Raw genomic sequence first — 20,513 nt, forward strand, 5'->3', positions numbered from 1 at the left:
CGCTCCGGGAGGCTACCGCACTGCTGGCGACGGAGAGCGGCCAGAACGACGAAAGGGCGCCCTCTGCAAGAGGGCGCCCTTGACGCGGGGTACGCCGTCGGAAGCGCGGGGGATCGCCGTCGTGGGCGGTCTGTGCGGTCCGGTCAGCTGAGGAGCAGGAGGAACCCGGTGATCACTGACACTCCGCCGAGAAGGAGGGCCAGGGGCGATGCGGTCACGGCGCCGTACCCCGCTGCGCCGAGGCCGCACAGTGTGGCGATCACGGCGATGGTGACGGTGAGGGGGCCGGTGCCGGCTTTCAGGCGCCGGATCTCGGTTGCCATCCCGTCGGTCTCGTCGCGGTACAGCCGGTAGGCCTCGCTGTCCTTGTCGTAAGAACGGACCATCTCGGATCGGCGTTCGATCTCATGGCGTAGTGCGGAGATCCGCCGTTGTCGCCAGCCGGCCAGCCTCAGCAGCGCTAAGCCGACAAGGGCTGTCAGAGCGATGGCGGCTTGCCCGGCGTCGTGCATCGATTCCAAGGGGTCCCCCAAGTGGACGGTTCAGCGCAGTGCTTGCGCGTGCGTTCGTGCGCGTTGTAGGTGCCCGGTGAGTTCCCGAGCGGTGGTGGTCGCCTGTGAGAGAGCTCCCGTGGCGGTGTCCGCGCGCGGCCCTGCGTGGGTGTGCAGGGCCGCGCCGAGAAGCTCGGTGACGGCAGGCAGAGCAGCGGCGATCCGCCCGAGCTCATGTGCGCTGGTCACCGCGAGGCGGGTGTGCTGCCATCCGGCCGTTCCGCTGTTCAACTCGCGGACCAGGCGCTCGAGTGTGTCCGCGGACTGGCGGAGGTGGATGGTGGGGTTGTGGGTTGTCATACCGGCATCCTGCCGATCCCGGTGCTTGCGTGGTGGTCACTGGCTGGATCTGTTGATCTCCTCCTGGATGTCTTGGAGTCGGTATGCGGTGGGCTTGTTGGGGCGGTCGGTGATTCGCACGGTCGGGATCGTGAGCGCTGCCTTCTTCAGCTCGGCCTGCAGGGTGCGTCCCACCATGGCCAGCCGGTCCGTTCGGTCGTCCCAGCGTCCCCACGTGGCGACGTCGGCGGCCCGCAGGTGGCCGTGGAGTTCGTCGACGGTCATCTGCGCAGGCCATCCCTCGCTTTCGAAGGCGTCCAGCAGGAGCTGGGCGATGCGGGGGACGGGCCTGCGGGTCGCGTCGCCTGTGGTGACGGCGTCCAGAGAGGGCAGCCCGACGTTGAGGCGCTCCTTGGCCCGCAGGAGTGCCGTGCCGGCGTCGAGGTGGGGGCAGTAGCGGAGGATCGGCGCCCGGTGCCTGGGGGTCAGGCAGTAGAAGCGTCCCGCGTCGGCGATGTCCCACTCCCCCGGGCTGGGCACCAGGAGGTGCGGCAGCCAGCCTGCGGAGATCGCGCTCCTGTCTCCGACGACGATCGGCACGTCGTCCATGCGGCAGGGCAGCATCACGCGGATCCCGAAGGAGTCGGCGACGGCGTCACCCATGATGTCGCTGGTCGCGTCCTGGGTGCAGATCACCAGGGTGATCCTGGCCTTCCGGCCGATCCTGACGAGGGCGAGGGCGTGCTCCTTGGCCTTCTTCGACAGCTTGGAGTACTCGTCGAGGAACGCGATCAAGGCGGGCTCTTCGTCGGTGACGACCCAGTTGTCCTCGCCTTCGTCGAGGGCGGCGATGCGGTTCTCGGCGTAGCGGACCAGGTCGGCCAGCGCGGCCTCGATCTCCTCCTCTGTGTAGGCGGTCCGGTCGGCCAGGCCCCGTAGAGGTCCGAGTCCGCGGCCGGTCGGGTCGAGGTCCCAGACCACGGCGTCGGAGCAGGCTGTGGCGTATTCGGCGAGGGTGCGGACCATCGCCGACTTGCCGCCGCCGGACTTGGCCACGATGAGGATGTGCTGGCCGGCGAGGATGACGTCCGTGGGCTCGCCGTCGATGCTGATGCCGATGGAGACGGGCTTGAGGATCGAGCACGACAACGGGTTCCGCATCGGGAAGGCCGGCGGGTTGGCGAACGGGTCTTTGGTGAGGACCCGGACCATCACCTCTGCGCTGTCGTTGGGGTTGTATCCCCCCTGGGCCATGGTGCGGCCCTGCCCGACGCGCAACGCGACATCGAGTTTCGGCAGCAGGCGGACAATGTCCGCCGGAGTACCGGAGTTGAGAACGGCGATGGCCTGCCAGCCGTAGGCAAGGCGTGAGGCATCCGTGACCTGTGCGATATCGGCATCGACGGAAAGAGCACGGAAAAGGCATTCCTCGACCTGTTCCGCATTCTCGGCCTGCCGGATCGGGAACGGCTTCCCGTCGTCCCCTGCAACAGGTTCTTCCGCGGGTTCGATTTCCTCGGGCAGTTCGGCGTAGGGAAATGTCAGGTGCGGAAGCGCGGGGGCCAGCGTCGTGCGGACGCGCCCCTGTACCCACAGGACGGTGGCGGTGGCCGCCGCCAGGACGAGATCCGTGACCACGACCGGGCCGGTGAACAGCGTGAGCCCGAGACCGTCCACCATGGTGAGGCCCACAGCCGTGGCGTGGAAGCGGCGGGCGCGCCGTCGGCGTATCTGCCCGCGTCCCACGGTGACGGCTACGGGCGTCGGCATGGCGGGCTCGAACTCCACCATCTCGACTTTCGCTTGGAACTTGGCCCACTTCTCGATCGCGTTCGCGGTGGTCGGTGTGGGCCCAGGGCCGCGGCCTTGCAGCATCAGCTGCATCTGGCGCTTGTTGTGCGCTTCCAGGCGGCTGATCTGGGCCCTGGCGAGGCCGGTCTTCTTGCGTTGGGCCGTCTGCCACAGGCGGTACTGGGTGTTGAGGAGGTCACGGGCGACGTGCGCGTCGGTGAGGTCCTCGGTGGTTCGCCAGCGCCTGAGCTCACCGGTCGTGTGGCGGGCGCCCGTGGCGAGCACCTTGGCCTCGCGGGCGGCCAGCCGCCGAGCCAGGTGCAGCAGCATGCGGACGTACGGAGTGGTGTCCGGGTCCTCGTCGTCCTGGGAGGCGCCCGGGCCGCGGTGGTTGTCTTCGAGGAGTTCGGCGTCGACGATCTCGTTTTCGTCAGCGGGGCGGGTCATCGTGGGTTTCTGCCGTTCTCGGTGGTTCAGGTGGGGGTGTGCCTGCGGCCTGTCTGACCCGTTTCAGCAGGTCAGAGCCTGTTCTGAGGCCTGTCTGGCACCTGGCCGGGTGCAGGTGCCAGACAGGCCGATTCCAGGCCGCAGACAGGTCCTTGGACGGCTCAGGCCGAGTTGAGGAGGAGGTCTCCGACCGTGTTGCCGCTGGTGGTGATCAGGCCGATGGCACTGCCGATCAGACCGCCTCCGAGTCCGAGGAACACGCCGGTGAGTGCACCTCGGACGAGGGAGCCGGTGACGTCTGCACGGCCTGACTTGATCAGTCCGGCGTAGAAGCAGACGAGGACCAAGCCCGTGACCACACCGCCGAGGCCGACCTTCTCAGCGCCGGTGGCGGCCGGTTTCTGGCCGGTGACGTCGATCTCGGCTGCTCCCGCCAGGACGTACGCTCCGACCCCGTCACCGAGGGCAGCTGCGGCTCCGCCCATGGCGCCGAGGATTCCGCCGCCGAGGAACAGCAGGACGCCGATGGTCAGGCCGAGGAAGTAGTGAATCTTGGGGGTGGGGTCGCCGCCCTTCCACCGGCCCACCTGGTACGCCAGCAGGGCGATGCCGATGATGACGGTGCCGGTCCCGCCGAGTGCTGCTCCGGTGGTGTTCATGCTGGTCAGACTCCGAATAGGTAATGAAGGGCGGGACGGTGGTAGCCGATGACGAGGGCGATGAGGAGGAACCAGAGGGTGCTGGTGACGGCTACGCGTAGCAGGTAGCCGAGACCCGGTGTCCTCCATGCGAGCCGGACGAGCCCGCCCAGGGGGGTCTTCGCGAGGATCAGGCCGATGACCAGGGCGGGAAGGGCCCGGCCGAGGAGGTACCAGGGGTCGTCGGCCATCGCGGTGGTGACGCCGGCGATGAGCAAAGCGGGGACGTTGAGTGGTAGCCGCATCCACTGGAAGTTCAACGGGATGTGGGTCTTCCAGCCCCATGCGGTGGCTCGCTGCCGGACGGCGATTTCGGTGGCGGTGCGAGCTTCGGTGTAGACGTCGGCCAGCTCGTCGCGCGTCTCGTCGTAGGCGCGCATCACTCCGTCGCCGACGGAGCGCCAGTCGATCCCCCGCTCGTCCTCCGGCGCGTTCTTGCTGCTCACAGGCGCACCCCGCAGGCGATCAGCTGCTGGCGGATGCGCTCTTCGTTGGGGTCCCAGACGCTGAGGTCGGGAACGACCGTCAGGTGGCGCTGCTGGGGAAGAGCGCTGAGCGGGGAGGGACGGGAGGGGGTGGGTTCCGAACGGCGAGGCGCTCGAGGCAGTGGGATACGGATGGACATGGGCGCGTGCCTCCAAGCGGTAAGGAGGGAGCGGGCCCGGGATGCCTGTTGGCACAACTGGGCCTGCTGGCGGCGGCGGGTAGCGGGGTGCCCGGGGCACGGGCGAGCGCCAGGGCGTGCTGCGGGAAGCGACGCGGGGCGCTGGATGAGGTGGCGGCCGGGGCGGCTCACCTCATCCGCGAATCGTACATACGTTCGGCAAGCCGGGCGCGGGCTACTCCCCTTCGGCCGGTTCAGGGTCGGGGAGCCGGCCGGTCTCCTGGAGCAGTTCCTTGGCCCGCTTCCAGGAGCAGTTGACGGCGTTGGCTACGTAGTTCGGGCTGAGGGTGGGCTGGTCGGGGTCGAGCGCCTCCACCGCAGCGATCAGCTCCTCGCGGGTGCGTCGGCCCCCCGACTTGCCTTTGACGGCGTCGGGGGTCGGACCCGATCGGGAAGCCTGCTCGGCGTCTTCCGCCGAGGCCGACGCGGGTGCAGTCGGGGTACCGGCCGGGTTGCCCAACGTGGCGTCGGGGGTGACCGGCACGTCGATGCGAGCCGATCGGGTGCCGTCACTTGCGGCGTTGATCGGGTGGCGGACCGAGCTGGTCGGCCGACGCGGTTCCAGCGGATCGGGGTTGCCAGCGGGCTGCGTCGGGGGCGACGGCTCCTCTACCCGATCGGTTTCGTTTCCACTGGTGAGACCGCTGATCGGGGTCTGATCGGGGTGCCCGATCGGTACCTCGTCGGGGGTGGCGTTCGGGTCGGGGCGGGTGTGGTCGGGTTCGGGCGTCGGGGCCGACCCAGCGAAGCTGGGCGGCAGCGTCGGCCCGATCATCGGGGCAGCGTCGAGGTCCGGCGTCGGCCCGATCATCGGGGTGAGATCGGGGTCGGGTTCGGGCGTCGGGGCCGACCCAGCGAAGTCGGGCGGCAGCGTCGCCCCGATCGTCGGGGCAGGGTCGGGTTCGGGCGTCGGCCCGATCATCGGGGTGGGATCGGGTCGGCCCGATGATCGGGTTCGGGCGTCGGCCCCGATGATCGGGGCGGCCGGTCGGGGTTCCGAGTCGGGGTTCCGAGTCGGGGTCAGGGAATCGTCGTCGGGGCGGAGGCCCGTCGGGGTGCCCGATCGGGGGCGTGCGGTCGCGAGGTGGAGAGGCACCGCGGCTTCGCCCTCGATGAGCGCCTCCGTGAGCGCGTGCAGTCCGACGTGATCCCCGAGGCTCATTCCGTCCGGCGGCTGGATCGCCCCGTACCGGACGGCAGTGATGAGGGTGGTGCGGGCACGCCACTCGGACCAGCGGGTGGAAGGGCCACGGCGCCGGCGCGGGTTGCGGCGGTTGGTCCGGCTTCCGGTGACACTGCCGTGCCGCCGGCGCTTGGCGTTGGCGATGTGACGGGCGACCTTGGCGAGGCGGAAGTCGCGGTCCAGGGCGCCGAGGTCGGCGGTGTGCGGAGCGGCCAGTCCGAGGCGCACGAGGAGCCGCCGCAGGGTGATGAGCGAGTGAACCTTCTCGACGCCGGTCGCACGCCGTTCCGGGGCGAGGCCTCGTTCCCAGAGGAAGCCCGCGATGACGGGTGCTGCCAGACGTGCCAGCACTGCCACGAAGACTTCGCCCGCGCTCAGGCCGTTGTGGTCGGCGACGGCCACTTCGATCGAGGCGAGGATCGCGGAGACGGTGACCGCGACCCACATGGCGATCCCGTCGGCTCCGGAGGGTTCGCCGGCCAGGATGTTCGCCCGGGCCCGGATCCCGGAGATGATGATGGTGCCCTCGACCATTCCGACAGCGATGAGTGCGCCGAGGTTGACCCAGTCGGTCGGAACTCCGGCGAGTTTCACGCTGTTCTGGGCGATCGGCCACATTCCGAGGAGCGCGGCGAAAGTGGCGATGCTGGCGAAGATATAGGTGCCGATATCGGCTACTCGCCTCGCCCGGTGAACGCGAAGGGTCCTTTCGCGCTCTTCGCGTTTTCTGCGCTGGTCCTCGCTTTCGTCGAGAGGGCCAGGGGTGCTGGTCTTGTCGCGGGTGAGGACTTTGGAGATGCCGATGACCGCACCGAGTCCGAGGATGACGACCGCCACGAGAACCACGGGGGACGTGGCGAGGCTGGCCAGGTTGATGCCGGACACCGGCGTGCTCCTTTACTGGTGTGCGTGGGATGTGCTCATGGGGCCGGAGCGGTGTCCGCCGCCGGGTCGGGGATCCAGGGGTGGGTCACCCGGTTCGGGCAGGGGCCCCAGTGCTGGCGGTGGTTGTCGAGGTCGCCGTGGTCTTCGGTGCAGTGGGAGTTCGTACACGGCACGGCGACCACTCCGCGCCCTTCACAGTCAGGGCAGTTGGTGGCGAGGGCGGCGCGGTACATCTCCATGCGCAGCCGGCCGACGGAGGCCCATGCCGTCGCCTCCGGGAAGTGGCCGTTCGTGATGGAGTCGAGGGCGAGGGAGTGTGCTCGGCGAGCGAGGTCGAGCAGGCGGTCTGGAGTGTGTTCGCCGCCATGGGTGGTCATCGGTGTTCATCTCCTTGGGGCGGGGCCTTGATGGCCCCGCCCCTTGTCGGGTGTTCAGGTGCGCTTGCCTCGCCTGCTGGGCTCGTCGAGCTTGCGCAGGATGCCGATGCGGCTGGCGGCCTTGGAGGCTTCGCTGCGGACGGCAGCGGTTCGGGTGGGGGTGATGTTGGCGGAGGACCGTCGGGGGCCCGGGTTGAAGTACCGGTCCCAATCCATCAGCCGCGCCTCCATCCACGGAGCCCGCGGCGGCCGGGGTCCGGCTCGCGACGCCCGGTCTCCCGGCCGCGCTCGGAGGCTTCCCAGCGGGCTGCCGCGTCGGAGGCTGCCTTTGCGTTCTTCGGTGCCCGGCCGCGGAAGGTGCTGCCGCCGGAGGATCCGTGTCGGCCGGGGTCGGAGAAGCTGAAGTTCAGCGGCGCCATCACGCCCCCCTTCCGGTGAGGCGGGCGGTCTGCCGTTCCGCTGCTTCGGCGGCCTGGCGCGCCTCGTCAGCGCGCTGCTTCTGCTCGGCGTACGTCACCGGCGGCCACCGCCCTTCACGCGGAAGGCGCAGGTCTCGCCAAGGACGCAGGTTGCGCAGACCTTGGCGGCCGCCGTCTTGTCGGCGGGGTTCGGAGAGCCGTTCCCGCCGAGCCGCTCGAACAAGTCGACGCTGCTGGCGCAGGCCGCGCGGCCTGCGTCGGAACGCAGAACCGCGCGGGCGTTGCGAAGGGGCCGACGGTTCAGAACCGCGACCTGGTTGGTAGCCATCAGACTCCCCTGAGGCCCAGGCCGAGACCGGCTCGGTCCATCCGGCGGTCGGCCTCGGCCCGGCGGATCGCGGCGGCGCGGCGGCGCTGGTCAGGGGTGAGGAGCCTGGGCTTCTCGTCGTCGGGGTGGGCCGGGTGTTCGAAGGCGGCGTACCGGTCGCCTTCGGTGGCCGTAGAGTGCTGCATGTTCCGTGCTCCTCGCTGACTGAGGTGTGCGGACGGTCCCCGGGGTCTGCTCCCGGGATTGGAGGGCCCTTCGTCCAGCGCTGGAATCGCTGGGTGCGGAGGGCCCTTTTGTGTGCCCTGAGCGGGCGCAGCTCCCGCACATCCGTGGTGGCATGCGCGGGACTGAATCCGTTCAGTTCAGCGGCCCGCCGATGAGCGGGCCGTTCGTATGCGCTCTGTGCAGTTCTGAAGCAACGTGGCTCTGCGGCCCGGCAGTTGATCTCTGCCGTCATGGAACGTAGCGCAGAAACTAACGACGTCGCAACACGACGTCGTTAGTTTCTAACGCTGTCGTGAGATTTGCAGGGTGACGCGATACGCTGCGACGATGCGCGCCATGACAATGGAGCCGCCGACGATGCCCACCTACGAGCGGGAGCTCGCCGTCGGCCGCCTACGCGGAGAGTGGGGAGACGTTCTGGCGCTGTCCTGCAACGACACCCTCACCGGCCCCAGACCTCAACTCGTCTCCCGCCACAACAGGCCCGCCGCGGTGATCGTTTCGACCGGCTGGTACGGACAAGCGCGCAACGTTCTGGGCACCGCGCCAGAGGTCCAGCTCTTCAGCTCGGACAACGCGCGGACCGAGCTGACGCGCATCCTCACGGACGTCGCAGAACACGGCCATCACATCGTGATCAAGGTGGACCGGTACGAGGTCGTTGCTTTCGTGCCCGTCTCCTGGCACCAGCTCGCCGTACAAGCGCTCGCCAACACGAGCAACGCCTCCGAGGACTGATACACCGGCTGCCACCTGGTCCCGCCCCCCAGGCGGAAAGCGCCAGCGGACAGCAGCTTCCGGGGGCGGCCCTCGCCAGTCCGGTTCCGCCTCCTCGAAAACGCCACGACCGGCCGGCGGCGCGGTAGAAGATGTCCGGTGGCAGCAGCCACTTCCCAGGCTGCGCCGCGTGGAGGGGGAACGGACCATGCCACTGGACCTGAGCCGCGTAGGAACCGGACGCAGCGAACCGCTGCTGCGGCCCCGGGACATCTACGCCGCACTGCCTCGCCGGCCGTGGCCTTACCTGCGGCATGAGCAGGGCGAGGTACTGGAGAAGTGGTTCGGGCGACGCGAACGCCGCGATGTGGTGATCAAGCAGAACACCGGCGGCGGGAAGACGGCGGTCGGGCTGCTGATCGCGCGCAGCACCCTCAACGAGGGAGTGGGAGCCGCGGCCTACCTCGCGCCGGACCGCTATCTCGCCGCGCAGGTCCGGGCAGAGGCCGAGTCGATGGGGCTGGCCGTCACCGACCGCGTCGACGACCTGGCCTTCCGGGCCGGGCAGTCCATCTTGGTGACCACCTTCCAGAAGCTGGTCAACGGGCAGTCCGTGTTCGGCGTGGTCGGTGACAGCCGGGAGAAGCTGGACGTCGGCATCGTCATCGTGGACGACGCGCACGCCGCCCTCACCACGACGGAGGCGCAGTTCCGGCTCACCGTGCCCGCCGGCCATGCCGCGTACGAGGCGCTGAGTGCTCTGTTCGCCTCCGAGCTCCAGGCGCAGTCACCCAAGGGCTGGGCGGACATCCGGGCGCACGACCACACCGCCTCGGTGCCCGTGCCGTTCTGGTCGTGGATCAGCCAGCAGCAACGGATCATGGACATCCTCCACCCGCACGCCGGGGAGGAGGGCTTCAAGTTCACCTGGCCGCTGATCGCGAACATGCTGCACCTGTGCTCGGCAACCGTGACCAGCCAGGAGATCCAGGTCAGTCCCCCGTGTCCGCCGATCGCGATGATCCCCGCGTTCGCAGGAGCGCGCCGGCGCGTCTACCTCACGGCCACGCTCGCGGACGACAGCGTGCTCGTCACCGACCTCGACGCCGGACCGAAGGACGTGCAGCAGCCGGTGACGCCGGGCAGCGCGGCGGACCTCGGCGACCGGATGATCCTCGCGCCCATCGCCCTCAACCCTCAGCTCGACGAGGAAGCTGTCCGCCGGCTGGCCCGGCAGTTCGCCGACGGTGACCGGGACGGCGACGGCACGGCCGAAGCGCAGCCGGTCAACGTGGTGGTCCTGGTCCCCAGTACCCGGGCGGCTGCGCCGTGGCGGTCGTACGCGGACGTGGTCGTGCACGCAGGAGAGCTGCCGAGCACCGTGCGCGCTCTCAAGGACGGGCGGGTCGGACTCGTCGTCATGGTGAACAAGTACGACGGCGTCGACCTCCCACGGGAGGCCTGCGAACTGCTGATCCTGGACGGCGTACCGCGCCCGATGGACCCGACCGAACGCCGTGAGGCCGCGCTCCTGTCGGGCAGCCCGACCCTGCTGGCCCGGCAGATCCAGCGCATCGAGCAGGGCATGGGACGAGGCGTACGCGACAGCGAGGACCACTGCGCTGTACTGCTCCTGGGCAGCCAACTCGCCGTCGCTCTGCACGACCCGAAGCAGCGGGCCCTGTTCTCACCGGCGACCCGCGCCCAGATCGACCTGAGCAGCAGCCTCGCCGAGCAGCTCACCGGCAAGGGGCTGGACGGAATCCGGGAAGCGATCGGCCTGTGCCTGAGCCGGGACCCGCAGTGGCGGGCACTGAGCCGTGAAGGCCTCGCTGCTGTGCACTACGCCCCCACCGGAACCGTCCGGGACGAAGCCATCGGCGTACGCGAGGCGTTCAACCTCGCGGCGACCGGCCGCTACATCGATGCGAGCGACCGGCTGCAGAAGGCCATCGGCATGGTCAGCGACCGCGCGGTGCGAGGCTGGCTGATCGAACAGCGTGCCGCGTACCTCCACCACGTTGAACCCGCGGCCGCGCAGAAGCTGCTCTCCAAGGCACTGGACGACAACCCGTTCGTCCTCCGGCCTGCCGGCGGAGTCACCCCCGCCCAGCTCCGCCCCGCGGCTGTTCAGGCAGAGGCAGCGGCAGCGTTCCTGTCCGAGACGTACGCAGACGGCACCGCGCTGCTCCTGGGCGTGCAGGCGCTGCTTGAGGAAGTGGTGTGGGGAGACCCGGAGCGTTCTGACGATGCCGAGCGCGCGTGGGAAGCCCTGGGGCGCCATCTGGGGTTCGCCAGCTCCCGCCCGGAGAAGATGTACGACACCGGGCCGGACAACCTGTGGGTACTCGGCGGCGGCCGGCACGCGGTGATCGAGCTGAAGACGGGCTGTGTCGCCGAGACGATCGACAAGCACGACCTGGACCAGCTTGGTGGCAGCGTCCGCTGGGACAAGCAGGCGTACCCCGAGGTCACCCAGCAGCTCCCCGTGATCGTCCATCCCAGTCGCACGCCGCATTTCCAGGCGATCACTGTCGAAGGGATGCGGGTCGTCACCCTGGAGCGGTGGGAAGCGTTGGCCACCGCGGTGCGCAGCTGGGCAGAGGCGCTCACGCACGGCCAGCACCGCTGGGGCAACTCGCACGCTGTCGCGGAGCAGTTGGCCCACCACAAGCTGACCGCTGGGGCCCTGTTCTCGACGTTCGCCCAGGCGCCTGGCGCCGCAACTTCCTGAGGGCTCGCCGGATCGCGCACTTGCCGCGCGGCCGCCCGCGGCCGCGCGGCGGGCGGACACGAGGGGTTTCGGGGCTCCTGGACCCCACGCCGGGCACGTCGGCGGTTCTCACCTGCTGGGGCCGGGGTTCCACCCGATGTCCGGCTCCGTGGCGCTGCCCAGTACCGCGGCGAGGTGGCCGATACTGGTGAACGCGACACCCGGGTCGGCGGTGAAGGCGGCCGGGTCGATGTTGCGGGTGACGAAGATCGGGACGACCTTCCACTCCTGCGGAGTGTCCACTCCGCAAACCCGCGCTGCCGCCTCTGTATGGGCGGAGAGGACCTGGGCCTTCGCCAGGAGCTTCTTGCGGTAGCGGACGAAGCGGTCGAGATGCTGAGCGACGCTGTGGCTGCTGATCGCCCTGTGAGGGTTCTTGGCCTCGACCACCCAGAGCCGTCCCCGGGCCGGATCGGCGACAAGCAGGTCGATCTCACCCGGCAGTCCGGGGATGCCGGCGCGCGCTGCCGGTCCGACATCGAAGCGGGGCCGATGCGGCAGGCCGGCACGCGCTGCCGCATCGGCCAGGTCCGTCTCGAGCTGGTTGTTCTGCTGCTGGCGGTAACGGTCCAGGAGGTCGGCCACCTTCGGCGGTGTGTCGGGCCGGGGCAGTCGGCTGTCGCTGAGGGAAGCGGCGTAGAGCTGCTGAGCGGTGTGGACGAGCCAGGGCGCGATCAGGATGCCGTCGGCATGAGCGATCAGAGGGTGGGTCGTGGGCCGGATCCGCCGTTCGACCTCGGCGTAGGCATGTGCGTGCGTCGCGGTGGCGTTGCCGCTGTGGAGGAGGAGCTGGTCGACGGCGGCCAGGATTTGGCCTTCTGGCAGCTGGGACCAGGCGGCGGCCTCGCGGGCGATGTCCTTCCTGCTGGTCGCGGCAATGCCGTCAGCCTCGACGGGCCAGTCAGAGGTGGTGGCGAGAACGGCGGCCAGGGCGTCGAGCCCGCAGCCCCACTGCGCGGTCAGCTCCCGGTCGGCGCGGGCGAGGGTGCTGCCGGCCGGCGGATTGAGACTCGTGAACTCGGTCGGAGTGCGAAGGGCGCGCCGGGCCGCGAACAGCTCCTGCGCGGTGATGGGTTGCGGATCAGAGGACCGGGCGCGGGCGAGCCACGCCTGTTCCTGTGCCTGGCGGAAGGCGAGCGTGTCGAAGCCGAGGTGTCCAGCCTCGGTGGCCTCAGCCGAGTTCCTCGTGGCAGCGGTGGTGGGGGTCTCGAAGGTGAAGACGCCTGTGGTGTCGACGGTGAGCGTCGCGGAGTGCAGTTTCCGGCTTGCTGGGACGGCCACCAGCGCGGTGCGCAGGAGAAGCTCGGTGAAGGCGACGAGATCAGCGACGGCGATGAGGTCGGCAGCCTGATCGCCTGCGGGCGGTGTGGCGAGGGCCTGTTGAAGGAGGGTCTGGAGGGCGGTGGTGACGGCGGCGCCATCGGTCTCCCGGCGGCGGGCCTCCTCTTCCCAGGTGCTCCCCTCAGCGCGGACGATTCCGGGAATGGCCTCCTGCTGGCCGCGGCTCCGTGCGGAGAGGGCAGCGTTGAGGTGTCGGGTCAGGGCCGGGACCAAGGCCGGACGGTAGGCACGGAGATGTCCGTCGAGTGCGCCCTCCAGGGCATGCAACAGCTGCTCGGCCGGGCCTCCCCTGCGCAACGCTTCGGCCCCGGTGAACGTGCCTGCCGGTACACCTGCGTCCCGCACGGCTTCAGCGGCCAGGCGCAGTGCCCGAGCTCGGACATGCGGTGTGCTCGGCAGGTAGTGGGCCGGCGCGGCAGCTGGAGCGAACGGGCCATTGCCGTACCAGGTGATCACTGGGACGGCTGTGTCCCAGGCGGTGCTGAACGTGTCGGCTGCCAGACCACTGCCGGCGCCGTGGGAGGTGCGGATCCGGCTGATGGTCTGGTGCAGGATCCGGCCGAGGATGTGATGACCGTCCTCGGTGAACCGCGCCAGAAGAGCAGGGTCGAGCACCAAGTCGATCCGGGCGGCCTGTTCGTCCACACCCACTTTCACGGCGAGCGCGTCAGCGGGGACGTCCATGGGGCGGCTCGCAGGCGGATCGTGATGGGTGACGGTCTCGGTGAGGTGCAGGATGACGGGTCGGCGTCCCGGCAAGGTGAAGTGGCGCGTGAGGTCGAGATGGCCAGCGAGGGTGCCGCGGATTCCGTCGGCGAGGCCGGTGAACGCGGCTTCGTCAAGCAGCGCACCTGGCTCGGGACTGATGGTGGTGACGATGACCAGCGGCGGGTGACTGCTGACGCAGACTCGCACCGTTCGCTCCGGAAGGTTCTGTGCCAGGTCGGCCCATCGCCCCTCACCCTGTTGCGCCGCCGTGAGACGGCAGTGGTCCCAGTCGACCGCCGGTGGCAACCCGGCCGAGTCCAGCAGGGTGTCCGTCGATGCCCACAGCGCAGCGCGCTCCCACGACACGTCCAGGCCGTACGGCTCCACCAGGGCCACACCCTCTTGCGGTGGGCCGGGAGGCAGGAGGGTCGCCTGGGCGTGCCAGGCGCTCCAGGCGTCCAGCACGTCGTAGTAGGCGACGGCGTCCGCCCCGGGGTGCTGGGTGAGCTCCAGGACCCACAACGCGACCATGGCCAGGTCGCCGCCGGCCGCGGCGAAGATCTCGCTGAGCTCCTCCACGTGGACGTAGACCGTGTCGGTGACCACCTCCCGACCCAGGAAACGTGGCCCTGCGTAGACGACAAGCCGGCCGGTCCCGGATGGGGTCCTCAAGAGCTCGGCGCGCGCCTTCTCCACGAGAGCGGCGAGATCGTCGCCGAGGCTGGCGACGACGGCGATCTCCAGTCGGTGCGACGGCGAGCTGATCCGGCACACCTCGTCGGGCTGGGTGGGTGCCTCCCGAAGGCCGAGGAGTCGTGCGACGCGTGTGACGGTGCGAAGGCGCAGGTTCGACTGGGCATCGTCCGGTATCGGGTGTCTCTGCAACAGATCACCTGCTGCTGCGGCCGCGGCCTCCAAGGCAGTCGATGCAGGGACAGGTTCAGTGCGGCCGTCGACGCTCCGCACAAGCAGCGTCGGGCCGAGCAGGGGAAGACCGGGTGCATATGTGAGAGGCAGCTCGGTGATGTCGCGGGTCAGGTAGGCGAGCGCGGCCGCTCTCCGGTCCGGCTCCCCCGAGAAGTTGTCGGTCACATGGTCGGTCCCGATCTCGCCCGCAGCGGTCACCTCTGCGGCAGTGACCTCGCACGTGATCTGCTCGGGTGCCGGTTCCACGGCGGTGGTTGGAGGCCACGTCGGCGACAGGTATCTGACGATGTGGTCGGTGTGTCGCAGCGCGAGTTCCAGGACGTCCCGGATGCCGAATCCGCGCACCGCGACCAGGTGCCCATCCGCGGCATCGGCGGTGTCACGGAGTGCCCGCAGAACCATGAGCGGATGGTCGAGCTCGCCAGGGTGAATCAGGTAGGACCTCTCCCCGAGCGTGAACCGCACTGCATCCGCCGCGTCGTTGGGCATCCGGCCGGTGGTGATGCCGCGCGTGGGGGCCGCTCGCAGGGCGGCATGCAGAACGCCGGGGAGGTCTCCGGCGCCCGCCTGCTGCCCTTCCGCAGCAGGGCTGGCCAGGGCGCGAGTCCAAGCGAACAGCAGATGATCATGTAGTCGGGCGCATCCCGGCGAGTCCAACGCCGCACGCAGCATCGTCAGCACCGAGTCACGGGAGTACTCCCCCAGTACCCGGTCCAGGAGCTGGACTTCCTCGTGGGGCATCGATCGTCCTTCTGTGCGTAAGAGCTGGGCCTCAGCCTGCCAGCCCAAGGGCCGCTCGCGCCGGACTCTTTCTGAACATCACCACCGCTGCCGAACAGCTTGCGGCGGCCACGCTCCGGCAAGCAGCCTGCGGGATTCCGCTGCGAGCACCGCCACGGACCTTCCCGTCTCCCCACCTCATCGCGGCTCGACGATCACCGGGGCGGACTCCCAGGTACCGCTTTGAACTCGAGCAGCAGCCCGCTCCTCCGCCTCTGCCCACAGATCCTCACAAGATCTGATCGGAGCGAAGTGGGCATGCAACTCCTCGATCTCGGCCGACGTCAGCAGCACCCTCTCCGGCCGGGCCTCGGCAAGTGCCGTGGGCTGTCGACCTTGCCGGCGACCGGGAGTGTGCTGCGCCCGCAGCCTCTCGCGGCACATCCGACGGATCTCAGCCGAGGCGTCCCAGGCAGGCCCGTACTCGGCCCGCCACTTCTCGGCCATCGCCCCAAGCCGTTCGGGCTCCGTCGTCTCCCGCACGGGGGCCTGCCGATAAGGCTTTACCGATCCGTCAGGCAGGTAGAGCAGACCGGTGTTGGCACGGCGCCGGATCTCTGACGCCACATAGGCGGCGACACGATGGGGCCGAAGCGGGACCGTCCAGCGGGCAAGCTCCCTCGCACAGTCCTGCGCGGACCAGCCGGCCGAGTACAGCGGGCGCAGAGCGTACGCGAGCTGCCGGACGCACGAGCCCTGTGTCCACCACGTGTGGAGCTTGACGAACTGCGTCTCCAGGATGAAGTACGCCGCCTGTTGCGGCGTGAAGGCTGTCGCCCCCTTGGCCCGATGACCGCCCTTTGACTGCTGGCTTCCAGACCACTGCGCGCGCGTACGCGCAGTGTCTTGAGAGCTCCCACTAGAAGTAGAGGTAGTACGGGGCTTAGGTACCCACACAGAAGGGGTGCACGAGTGAGAGTTATCCACAGGCTTCAGCTGTCGCCTCTGCTGGTCATTCTGAACCTGCGCAACGGCCTGGGTGCGGCCCTCTTCGGTGACCCCGCACTGCCGCGCCCAGTAGCCCTTGCCGTCGATCCGGTGCCCCATCGCGTCATCCCACGCGCGAGGAGCTACGGGGGCGTAGATCGTCGCCGACCGTCGAAATCCCATGTGCGGCCCGAAGGCGTCTCCGCGCCGGCTCCGTAGAGAGTTGCGAAGCGAGCTGCCCCTCTCAACCCACGCCAGGAGGCCGAGTTCACGCAGGATCGCAACGTGGACGGCGACGCACCGCTCCGACAGTCCCAGGCGCCTCTGCATGGCGGCTTGGCAGTACGCCACGGTGCCGTCCTTGCTGCGGTACATCCGGGCCGCGATGTCCTCAGCTACCCGGACGGTCGTCGCGTTCGCCCCCTTCCGCACACCGGCAGCGACCATCCAGCGGACCGCCTTCATCCAGTCCCGGCGCGTGCGCATGCGCCGGGAGGCCGTGCCACTCACCCACTGGTCGGACTTCGCCGTGATCAGGGTGAAGTGCAACCGCGGGGTGCTTTTGGATGTGCTCGGTTCAGCTACTTGACGGCGCGCCGCTGAGGAGGGCTGGCAGCGCGCGCGGGTGTACGGCATCATGTCTCCGTGCTCGTGATGCCAAAAGCGAGCGCAAAAGGGCCCGCTCCTGGCGGGTCCGGCGCGAACCGGTTGAAACCGCACGAATGTGCGGGGGACCAACGGGCCCGTACCGGGGCCCGAGTAACGAAGCGGCTGCCAACTCGACGCCACATCGAGCGAACGGCCTGGACTGGAGCAGTACGAGGACCCGCGCCACACGGGTCACGCCTCACCAGTCCGCAGCAGGAACTAGGTCATGAGGACCTCCGAGAGGTCAGCGACGGACAGAGCAGGGGGAGCACTGATCGCTGAGTCCCTGAAACCCGCCTCCATCGGGTGAGAACCACGGAGAGCATTGACACCAGACGCACGAAGGCCCACCGGAAGCCGGCGAGAGACTCGCCGCCCGGTGGGCCTATCTGTTGTTGCGTCCTCCCGCAGGCATGCGGGTACATTGGTGCTCACGAGACCGATCCTCGAGTTAGGTCTCCCAGGACGCCCCGCATGGTGCTCGCTGCATAGGTTTCCAGGCCTTGACTTGCAGCTGAGCCGCGGGGCTCTTCTGGTTCCGTGGGGTTGTTGAAGTAGCGGACGGCTCATCTACCGCCGCTGCGGGTCACCCTATCCCCGTCCAGCAGCCCGCACATACATCTCTGACCGGTGAGTCACGGCCGTGTCTTCTTGACGCCGCGCCGGTTCATCACCCGGATCTGCGGCGCAGTTTGCTCCCTTTACGCCAGACGAGGCGACACGCTTCGTCTCCTGCATCGTTGTTCACCACGTGCAGCATCGTTCAGGGGTGTAAGGTGATCAAAAAACACGAACGGCCCCCGATGCTGGCCGGCAGGGGACCGTTCGTTTCTCGTTACGACTTCGAGAGTAACGCGGGATGCGGGGCTCCACCCCATGAAGCGGGTCACTCTCGAAAGGACAGGAGCGCGTCGAGCAGTGACAGAACAAGACCAAACGGAAGAAATGGTGGTCGAACTGGGCAGGACGACTGACCGCTCAGGAGTCAGGCTCGCCACCATCCCCGAGTGGGTGCTCCAGAAGTGCCGCAGCGAAGCATGGCTCTACGGACACATGTCGCTGCTGGCAAAGGACGACGAGGTGAACATCCCTCTGACTCAGCTCGCAGCCCTCACTGGGGTCTCCACCCGAACCCTGCAGAAGAACATCGGCACCCTGCGCGAAGCAGGGGCCATCTCAGTCGAACCGCGCCACGATGACAACGGCAACCGACTGCCGAACCGGTACGTCCTCAACTGCACTCCCCCTACGGGGGTGAAGCTCGATGGCTAAGAAAGCGGACCCGTCGAAGGACACGCCAGATCCTGCAGGGGGTGACCCTGCGGAGGAGATCGCGGAAGATGGCCTCCCGAAGGATCTTGCAGGGGATGCCAGCTTCGAACGCGGCCGCCGGCGTCGGTACCCGTTCAGCCAGCTGCCCGACTGGGTCCTCTTCGCCGACATCCTCCCTGGCGCGAAGACGCTCTACTGGGCTCTCTTCGTGCACGTGAACCAGGAGCGCAAGGACAACTTCGGCGACACACGGGTCTGGCCCGGGCAAGCCAAGCTCCTGTACATCTCCGGCATCAAGTCCAAGACCACACTGCGCAAGTACCTCAAGCAGCTCCGCGGCATCGGTGCCGCTGATTGGCGCACCGGACGCAACCCAAGGAACCCACTGCGCACACAGACGGTGTACGTAGTCCACGAAGAACCGGAAGCCGGCTACACGGGTGCCGCCTCGCTCGCAGAGCTCTACGAGGCCTACAACGCCGCAGACGAGGACTGAACAGCACTGCCATGAGGGCCTCCCGTCGTCATCGACGACGGGAGGCCCTCGCGTTTCCCACTCCAGCGTGCTCGGCATCAGCGCAGCTCAGCCCCAGGGGTCATTTTTTGACCCTCGGGCTTGAGCACTGGGCCCCGAGGGTCATTTTCTGACCCTCCGAGAGGTCAGATTCTGGTCCTCCGGGGGGTCAACTACTGACACTCCGAAGGACCAGAATCTGACCTCCGCAGATGCCAAAATTTGGCGCCTAACCATACGAAGCCTTAACCAGACGAACTCTCAACCCATACGAAGCTCAACCACACGTAGCCTCAACCTGAGGAACTTTCGTCCGCTACGCGGGCTCATCAACTGCCGGGGGCTAACGCCGCCCCCGGCCACCCCGCGCCAGCGCCCTGGATGCGCTGGACCATCCACCGGTCATGGTTCTGCGCTTCGCGCACCACTCCAGGCCCTAGGGGGCCTTCCGTTGAACCATGCCCCCTGATACCTGAAGTTGCTCACCATCGTGGTTGACGTCCTACCTGATGTAGTAACAGAAACCACAGGCCGCGCGCGCGTGCGCGCGCGAGGACAGCGCCAACAGACAAAGCCCTCCAGCGCCTCAAACTGATGTCCCCGGGGGTGTCCGCTTTCGAAGGCACGATCCGCCCATGTCATCACCATCTCGTGGTCCGGTCGGGGTCCTGAAGCGCCTCCTGGTTGCTCTCGTAGCCGCAGGCGTCGTCATCGGCTTCTGGCGGTGGACAGGCCAAGGCAGCGACGTCACTGATCCGGGCTGGCTGGACCGCACCACCGAGACGGTCACGGACTTCGGGGAGTCGATGAAGGACCTGATCAGTCAGCTCGGCGACCAGCTCGGGTGATGACGCGTCAACGGACCTTCGAAGGGATCCTCCAGTGATACGTGTTGCACGGTGGCTGCTGACCGCCATGCTGACCATCGGCCTCGTATGCGGCGTCCTCAGGTACGTGCGTGATGACGGAGCGGGCGGCATCCGCGACCTCGTCACAGCGTTCGTGGGGGGCATCGCCGATGTCACCTACCGGTGGGTGCCCCCCACCGTCGAGTTCCTCGCCAGCCTCGTGTCGGACCTCTTCGGACAGGCGGCCTGACGATGGTGATGGGACCTACCCACGCCCTGTCGGGGGTGGCCGTGTGGATGGCCGGTGCCGCAGGCCTGCAGATGTGCGGAGTCACCCTTCCTGGAGCTGAGGTCGCGGTGGGCGCGGCCGTATCCGCCGGGGCGGCCCTGCTGCCAGATATCGACCACCCGTCGTCGACCGTCGCCAGGACCTTCGGGCCGGTCTCCACGGCGTTGTCACACGGGGTCGACCGAGCCGCGACGACGGTCTACAACCTGACCCGTACGGCCCGGGAAGCACCGCGGACGGGCGGGCACCGCACCCTGACGCACACCGCTGTGTTCGCCGCGGCCGTCGGCGGCCTGGTCAGTACGGCGTGCGGACTGCTCGGCAAGCCGGCGGCGGTGACCGTGCTGTTCCTCATGCTCGGGTTGGCGATCCGGGGCCTGATGGGCCGCTGGGCAAGGCGACAGGGGTGGATGGTCACGACCCTGGTGACTGCGGCAGCGGCGGCAGGTGCCGTCTGGTGGCTGCCGCCCGGGCGGGGCTATCCGGTTCTGGGCCTGGCGGTCGCGGTCGGATCCCTCACCCACTGCCTCGGCGACATGATCACCAAGCAGGGATGCCCGCTGGCCTGGCCGCTGGTGCATCGAGGGAAGAGGTGGTGGGAGTTCGCCCCGCCGGCGGCGCTGCGGATACGCGCCGGAGGCAGCTTCGAGAAGACCGTCCTCGTTCCCGTACTGGCCCTCTCGACCGCGGCAAGCACCGCGTTCGCGATCCCGGAGGTGCAGGCTCTGATCCTGTCCGGATGACCCCGCCGCGGCGACTGGCCCGTGGGCCCGACTGGCCAGTGCCCTCTCGCCGGTTGTTGCGGAAATCCACCGGTCACCGGCACAGCCGGTTTCGCCCGGGTGGACAGTCAGTGGTCAAATGGCCGCGACTTTGTGATCACCACTCCGTCGCCCGAAGTGCCGGCGGACCAGCTCGAGGA

The 20,513-nt window shown here is 68.8% G+C and carries 19 protein-coding genes; 8 read left to right on the top strand and 11 right to left on the bottom strand.

The window, feature by feature from the left end; all coding sequences use genetic code 11:
* Positions 1-143: 143 nt before the first annotated feature.
* The 10 genes from ACPXCS_RS35720 to ACPXCS_RS35765 form a co-directional block, all read right to left on the bottom strand.
* Positions 144-521: a hypothetical protein gene (locus ACPXCS_RS35720; protein WP_425823872.1), complete on the bottom strand. Its 378-nt coding sequence runs from the start codon at positions 519-521 to the stop codon at positions 144-146.
* 366 nt (positions 522-887) lie between these two features.
* Entirely contained in the window at positions 888-3,068 is a 2,181-nt protein-coding gene (locus ACPXCS_RS35725; protein WP_425823868.1) for a hypothetical protein, read from the bottom strand.
* 161 nt (positions 3,069-3,229) lie between these two features.
* Complete coding sequence (locus ACPXCS_RS35730) at positions 3,230-3,727, bottom strand: hypothetical protein (protein WP_388983219.1); 498 nt, start codon at positions 3,725-3,727, stop codon at positions 3,230-3,232.
* 5 nt (positions 3,728-3,732) lie between these two features.
* The gene (locus tag ACPXCS_RS35735; protein ID WP_413093102.1) at positions 3,733-4,212 is read right to left on the bottom strand and encodes a hypothetical protein; all 480 of its coding nucleotides are present in this window, start codon (positions 4,210-4,212) and stop codon (positions 3,733-3,735) included.
* A complete protein-coding gene (locus ACPXCS_RS35740) occupies positions 4,209-4,391 on the bottom strand; it encodes a hypothetical protein (RefSeq protein WP_411098755.1) in 183 nt (60 codons plus the stop codon). The genes ACPXCS_RS35735 and ACPXCS_RS35740 overlap by 4 nt, the downstream gene beginning before the upstream one ends.
* A 214-nt stretch (positions 4,392-4,605) precedes the next feature.
* Complete coding sequence (locus tag ACPXCS_RS35745) at positions 4,606-6,498, bottom strand: hypothetical protein (RefSeq protein ID WP_425823866.1); 1,893 nt, start codon at positions 6,496-6,498, stop codon at positions 4,606-4,608.
* A gap of 35 nt (positions 6,499-6,533) precedes the next feature.
* On the bottom strand, positions 6,534-6,875 hold the full coding sequence (locus ACPXCS_RS35750) for a hypothetical protein (protein ID WP_425823864.1): 342 nt from the start codon (positions 6,873-6,875) through the stop codon (positions 6,534-6,536).
* 54 nt (positions 6,876-6,929) lie between these two features.
* Positions 6,930-7,091, bottom strand: coding sequence for a hypothetical protein (locus ACPXCS_RS35755; protein ID WP_376620840.1), 162 nt, complete (start codon positions 7,089-7,091; stop codon positions 6,930-6,932).
* A gap of 297 nt (positions 7,092-7,388) precedes the next feature.
* On the bottom strand, positions 7,389-7,622 hold the full coding sequence (locus ACPXCS_RS35760; RefSeq protein WP_425823862.1) for a hypothetical protein: 234 nt from the start codon (positions 7,620-7,622) through the stop codon (positions 7,389-7,391).
* Complete coding sequence (locus tag ACPXCS_RS35765; RefSeq protein ID WP_376620842.1) at positions 7,622-7,807, bottom strand: hypothetical protein; 186 nt, start codon at positions 7,805-7,807, stop codon at positions 7,622-7,624. The genes ACPXCS_RS35760 and ACPXCS_RS35765 overlap by 1 nt, the downstream gene beginning before the upstream one ends.
* Positions 7,808-8,174: 367 nt before the next feature.
* Here ACPXCS_RS35765 and ACPXCS_RS35770 point away from each other — a divergent pair, with 367 nt between their 5' ends.
* Both ACPXCS_RS35770 and ACPXCS_RS35775 read left to right on the top strand, forming a co-directional pair.
* Complete coding sequence (locus ACPXCS_RS35770; protein ID WP_425823860.1) at positions 8,175-8,585, top strand: hypothetical protein; 411 nt, start codon at positions 8,175-8,177, stop codon at positions 8,583-8,585.
* Positions 8,586-8,772: 187 nt separating this feature from the next.
* Positions 8,773-11,298, top strand: coding sequence for a DEAD/DEAH box helicase (locus ACPXCS_RS35775; protein ID WP_425823858.1), 2,526 nt, complete (start codon positions 8,773-8,775; stop codon positions 11,296-11,298).
* Between the two features lie 108 nt (positions 11,299-11,406).
* On the opposite strand, the gene ACPXCS_RS35780 is transcribed toward ACPXCS_RS35775, so the two are convergent.
* Entirely contained in the window at positions 11,407-15,054 is a 3,648-nt protein-coding gene (locus ACPXCS_RS35780) for a hypothetical protein (RefSeq protein WP_425823856.1), read from the bottom strand.
* Positions 15,055-16,348: 1,294 nt separating this feature from the next.
* Between ACPXCS_RS35780 and ACPXCS_RS35785 the strand changes: the two genes are divergently transcribed.
* From ACPXCS_RS35785 to ACPXCS_RS35810, 6 genes are all read left to right on the top strand, one after another.
* Positions 16,349-16,609, top strand: coding sequence for a hypothetical protein (locus tag ACPXCS_RS35785; RefSeq protein WP_413093110.1), 261 nt, complete (start codon positions 16,349-16,351; stop codon positions 16,607-16,609).
* A gap of 977 nt (positions 16,610-17,586) precedes the next feature.
* Entirely contained in the window at positions 17,587-17,940 is a 354-nt protein-coding gene (locus tag ACPXCS_RS35790) for a hypothetical protein (protein ID WP_413093111.1), read from the top strand.
* Complete coding sequence (locus ACPXCS_RS35795; protein WP_413093112.1) at positions 17,933-18,436, top strand: hypothetical protein; 504 nt, start codon at positions 17,933-17,935, stop codon at positions 18,434-18,436. The genes ACPXCS_RS35790 and ACPXCS_RS35795 overlap by 8 nt, the downstream gene beginning before the upstream one ends.
* Positions 18,437-19,089: 653 nt before the next feature.
* On the top strand, positions 19,090-19,302 hold the full coding sequence (locus ACPXCS_RS35800) for a hypothetical protein (protein WP_425823854.1): 213 nt from the start codon (positions 19,090-19,092) through the stop codon (positions 19,300-19,302).
* Between the two features lie 34 nt (positions 19,303-19,336).
* Positions 19,337-19,552, top strand: a complete 216-nt coding sequence (locus ACPXCS_RS35805; RefSeq protein WP_376620849.1) for a hypothetical protein — start codon at positions 19,337-19,339, stop codon at positions 19,550-19,552.
* Between the two features lie 8 nt (positions 19,553-19,560).
* On the top strand, positions 19,561-20,334 hold the full coding sequence (locus ACPXCS_RS35810; protein ID WP_425823852.1) for a metal-dependent hydrolase: 774 nt from the start codon (positions 19,561-19,563) through the stop codon (positions 20,332-20,334).
* Positions 20,335-20,513 lie beyond the last annotated feature (179 nt).

Source organism: Streptomyces sp. DT190 (genome assembly GCF_049846985.1).
In the GTDB taxonomy this organism is placed as follows: Bacteria; Actinomycetota; Actinomycetes; order Streptomycetales; family Streptomycetaceae; genus Streptomyces.

Excerpts from the sequence above, each read along its gene's own strand:
- ACPXCS_RS35730 (WP_388983219.1), bottom strand. The coding sequence starts at position 3,727 with ATGAACACCACCGGAGCAGCACTCGGCGGGACCGGCACCGTCATCATC.
- ACPXCS_RS35800 (WP_425823854.1), top strand. The coding sequence starts at position 19,090 with ATGTCATCACCATCTCGTGGTCCGGTCGGGGTCCTGAAGCGCCTCCTG.
- ACPXCS_RS35770 (WP_425823860.1), top strand. The coding sequence starts at position 8,175 with ATGCGCGCCATGACAATGGAGCCGCCGACGATGCCCACCTACGAGCGG.
- ACPXCS_RS35750 (WP_425823864.1), bottom strand. The coding sequence starts at position 6,875 with ATGACCACCCATGGCGGCGAACACACTCCAGACCGCCTGCTCGACCTC.
- ACPXCS_RS35760 (WP_425823862.1), bottom strand. The coding sequence starts at position 7,622 with ATGGCTACCAACCAGGTCGCGGTTCTGAACCGTCGGCCCCTTCGCAAC.
- ACPXCS_RS35765 (WP_376620842.1), bottom strand. The coding sequence starts at position 7,807 with ATGCAGCACTCTACGGCCACCGAAGGCGACCGGTACGCCGCCTTCGAA.
- ACPXCS_RS35725 (WP_425823868.1), bottom strand. The coding sequence starts at position 3,068 with ATGACCCGCCCCGCTGACGAAAACGAGATCGTCGACGCCGAACTCCTC.
- ACPXCS_RS35795 (WP_413093112.1), top strand. The coding sequence starts at position 17,933 with ATGGCTAAGAAAGCGGACCCGTCGAAGGACACGCCAGATCCTGCAGGG.
- ACPXCS_RS35780 (WP_425823856.1), bottom strand. The coding sequence starts at position 15,054 with ATGCCCCACGAGGAAGTCCAGCTCCTGGACCGGGTACTGGGGGAGTAC.
- ACPXCS_RS35775 (WP_425823858.1), top strand. The coding sequence starts at position 8,773 with ATGCCACTGGACCTGAGCCGCGTAGGAACCGGACGCAGCGAACCGCTG.
- ACPXCS_RS35810 (WP_425823852.1), top strand. The coding sequence starts at position 19,561 with ATGGGACCTACCCACGCCCTGTCGGGGGTGGCCGTGTGGATGGCCGGT.
- ACPXCS_RS35755 (WP_376620840.1), bottom strand. The coding sequence starts at position 7,091 with ATGGATTGGGACCGGTACTTCAACCCGGGCCCCCGACGGTCCTCCGCC.
- ACPXCS_RS35740 (WP_411098755.1), bottom strand. The coding sequence starts at position 4,391 with ATGTCCATCCGTATCCCACTGCCTCGAGCGCCTCGCCGTTCGGAACCC.
- ACPXCS_RS35785 (WP_413093110.1), top strand. The coding sequence starts at position 16,349 with ATGGCGGCTTGGCAGTACGCCACGGTGCCGTCCTTGCTGCGGTACATC.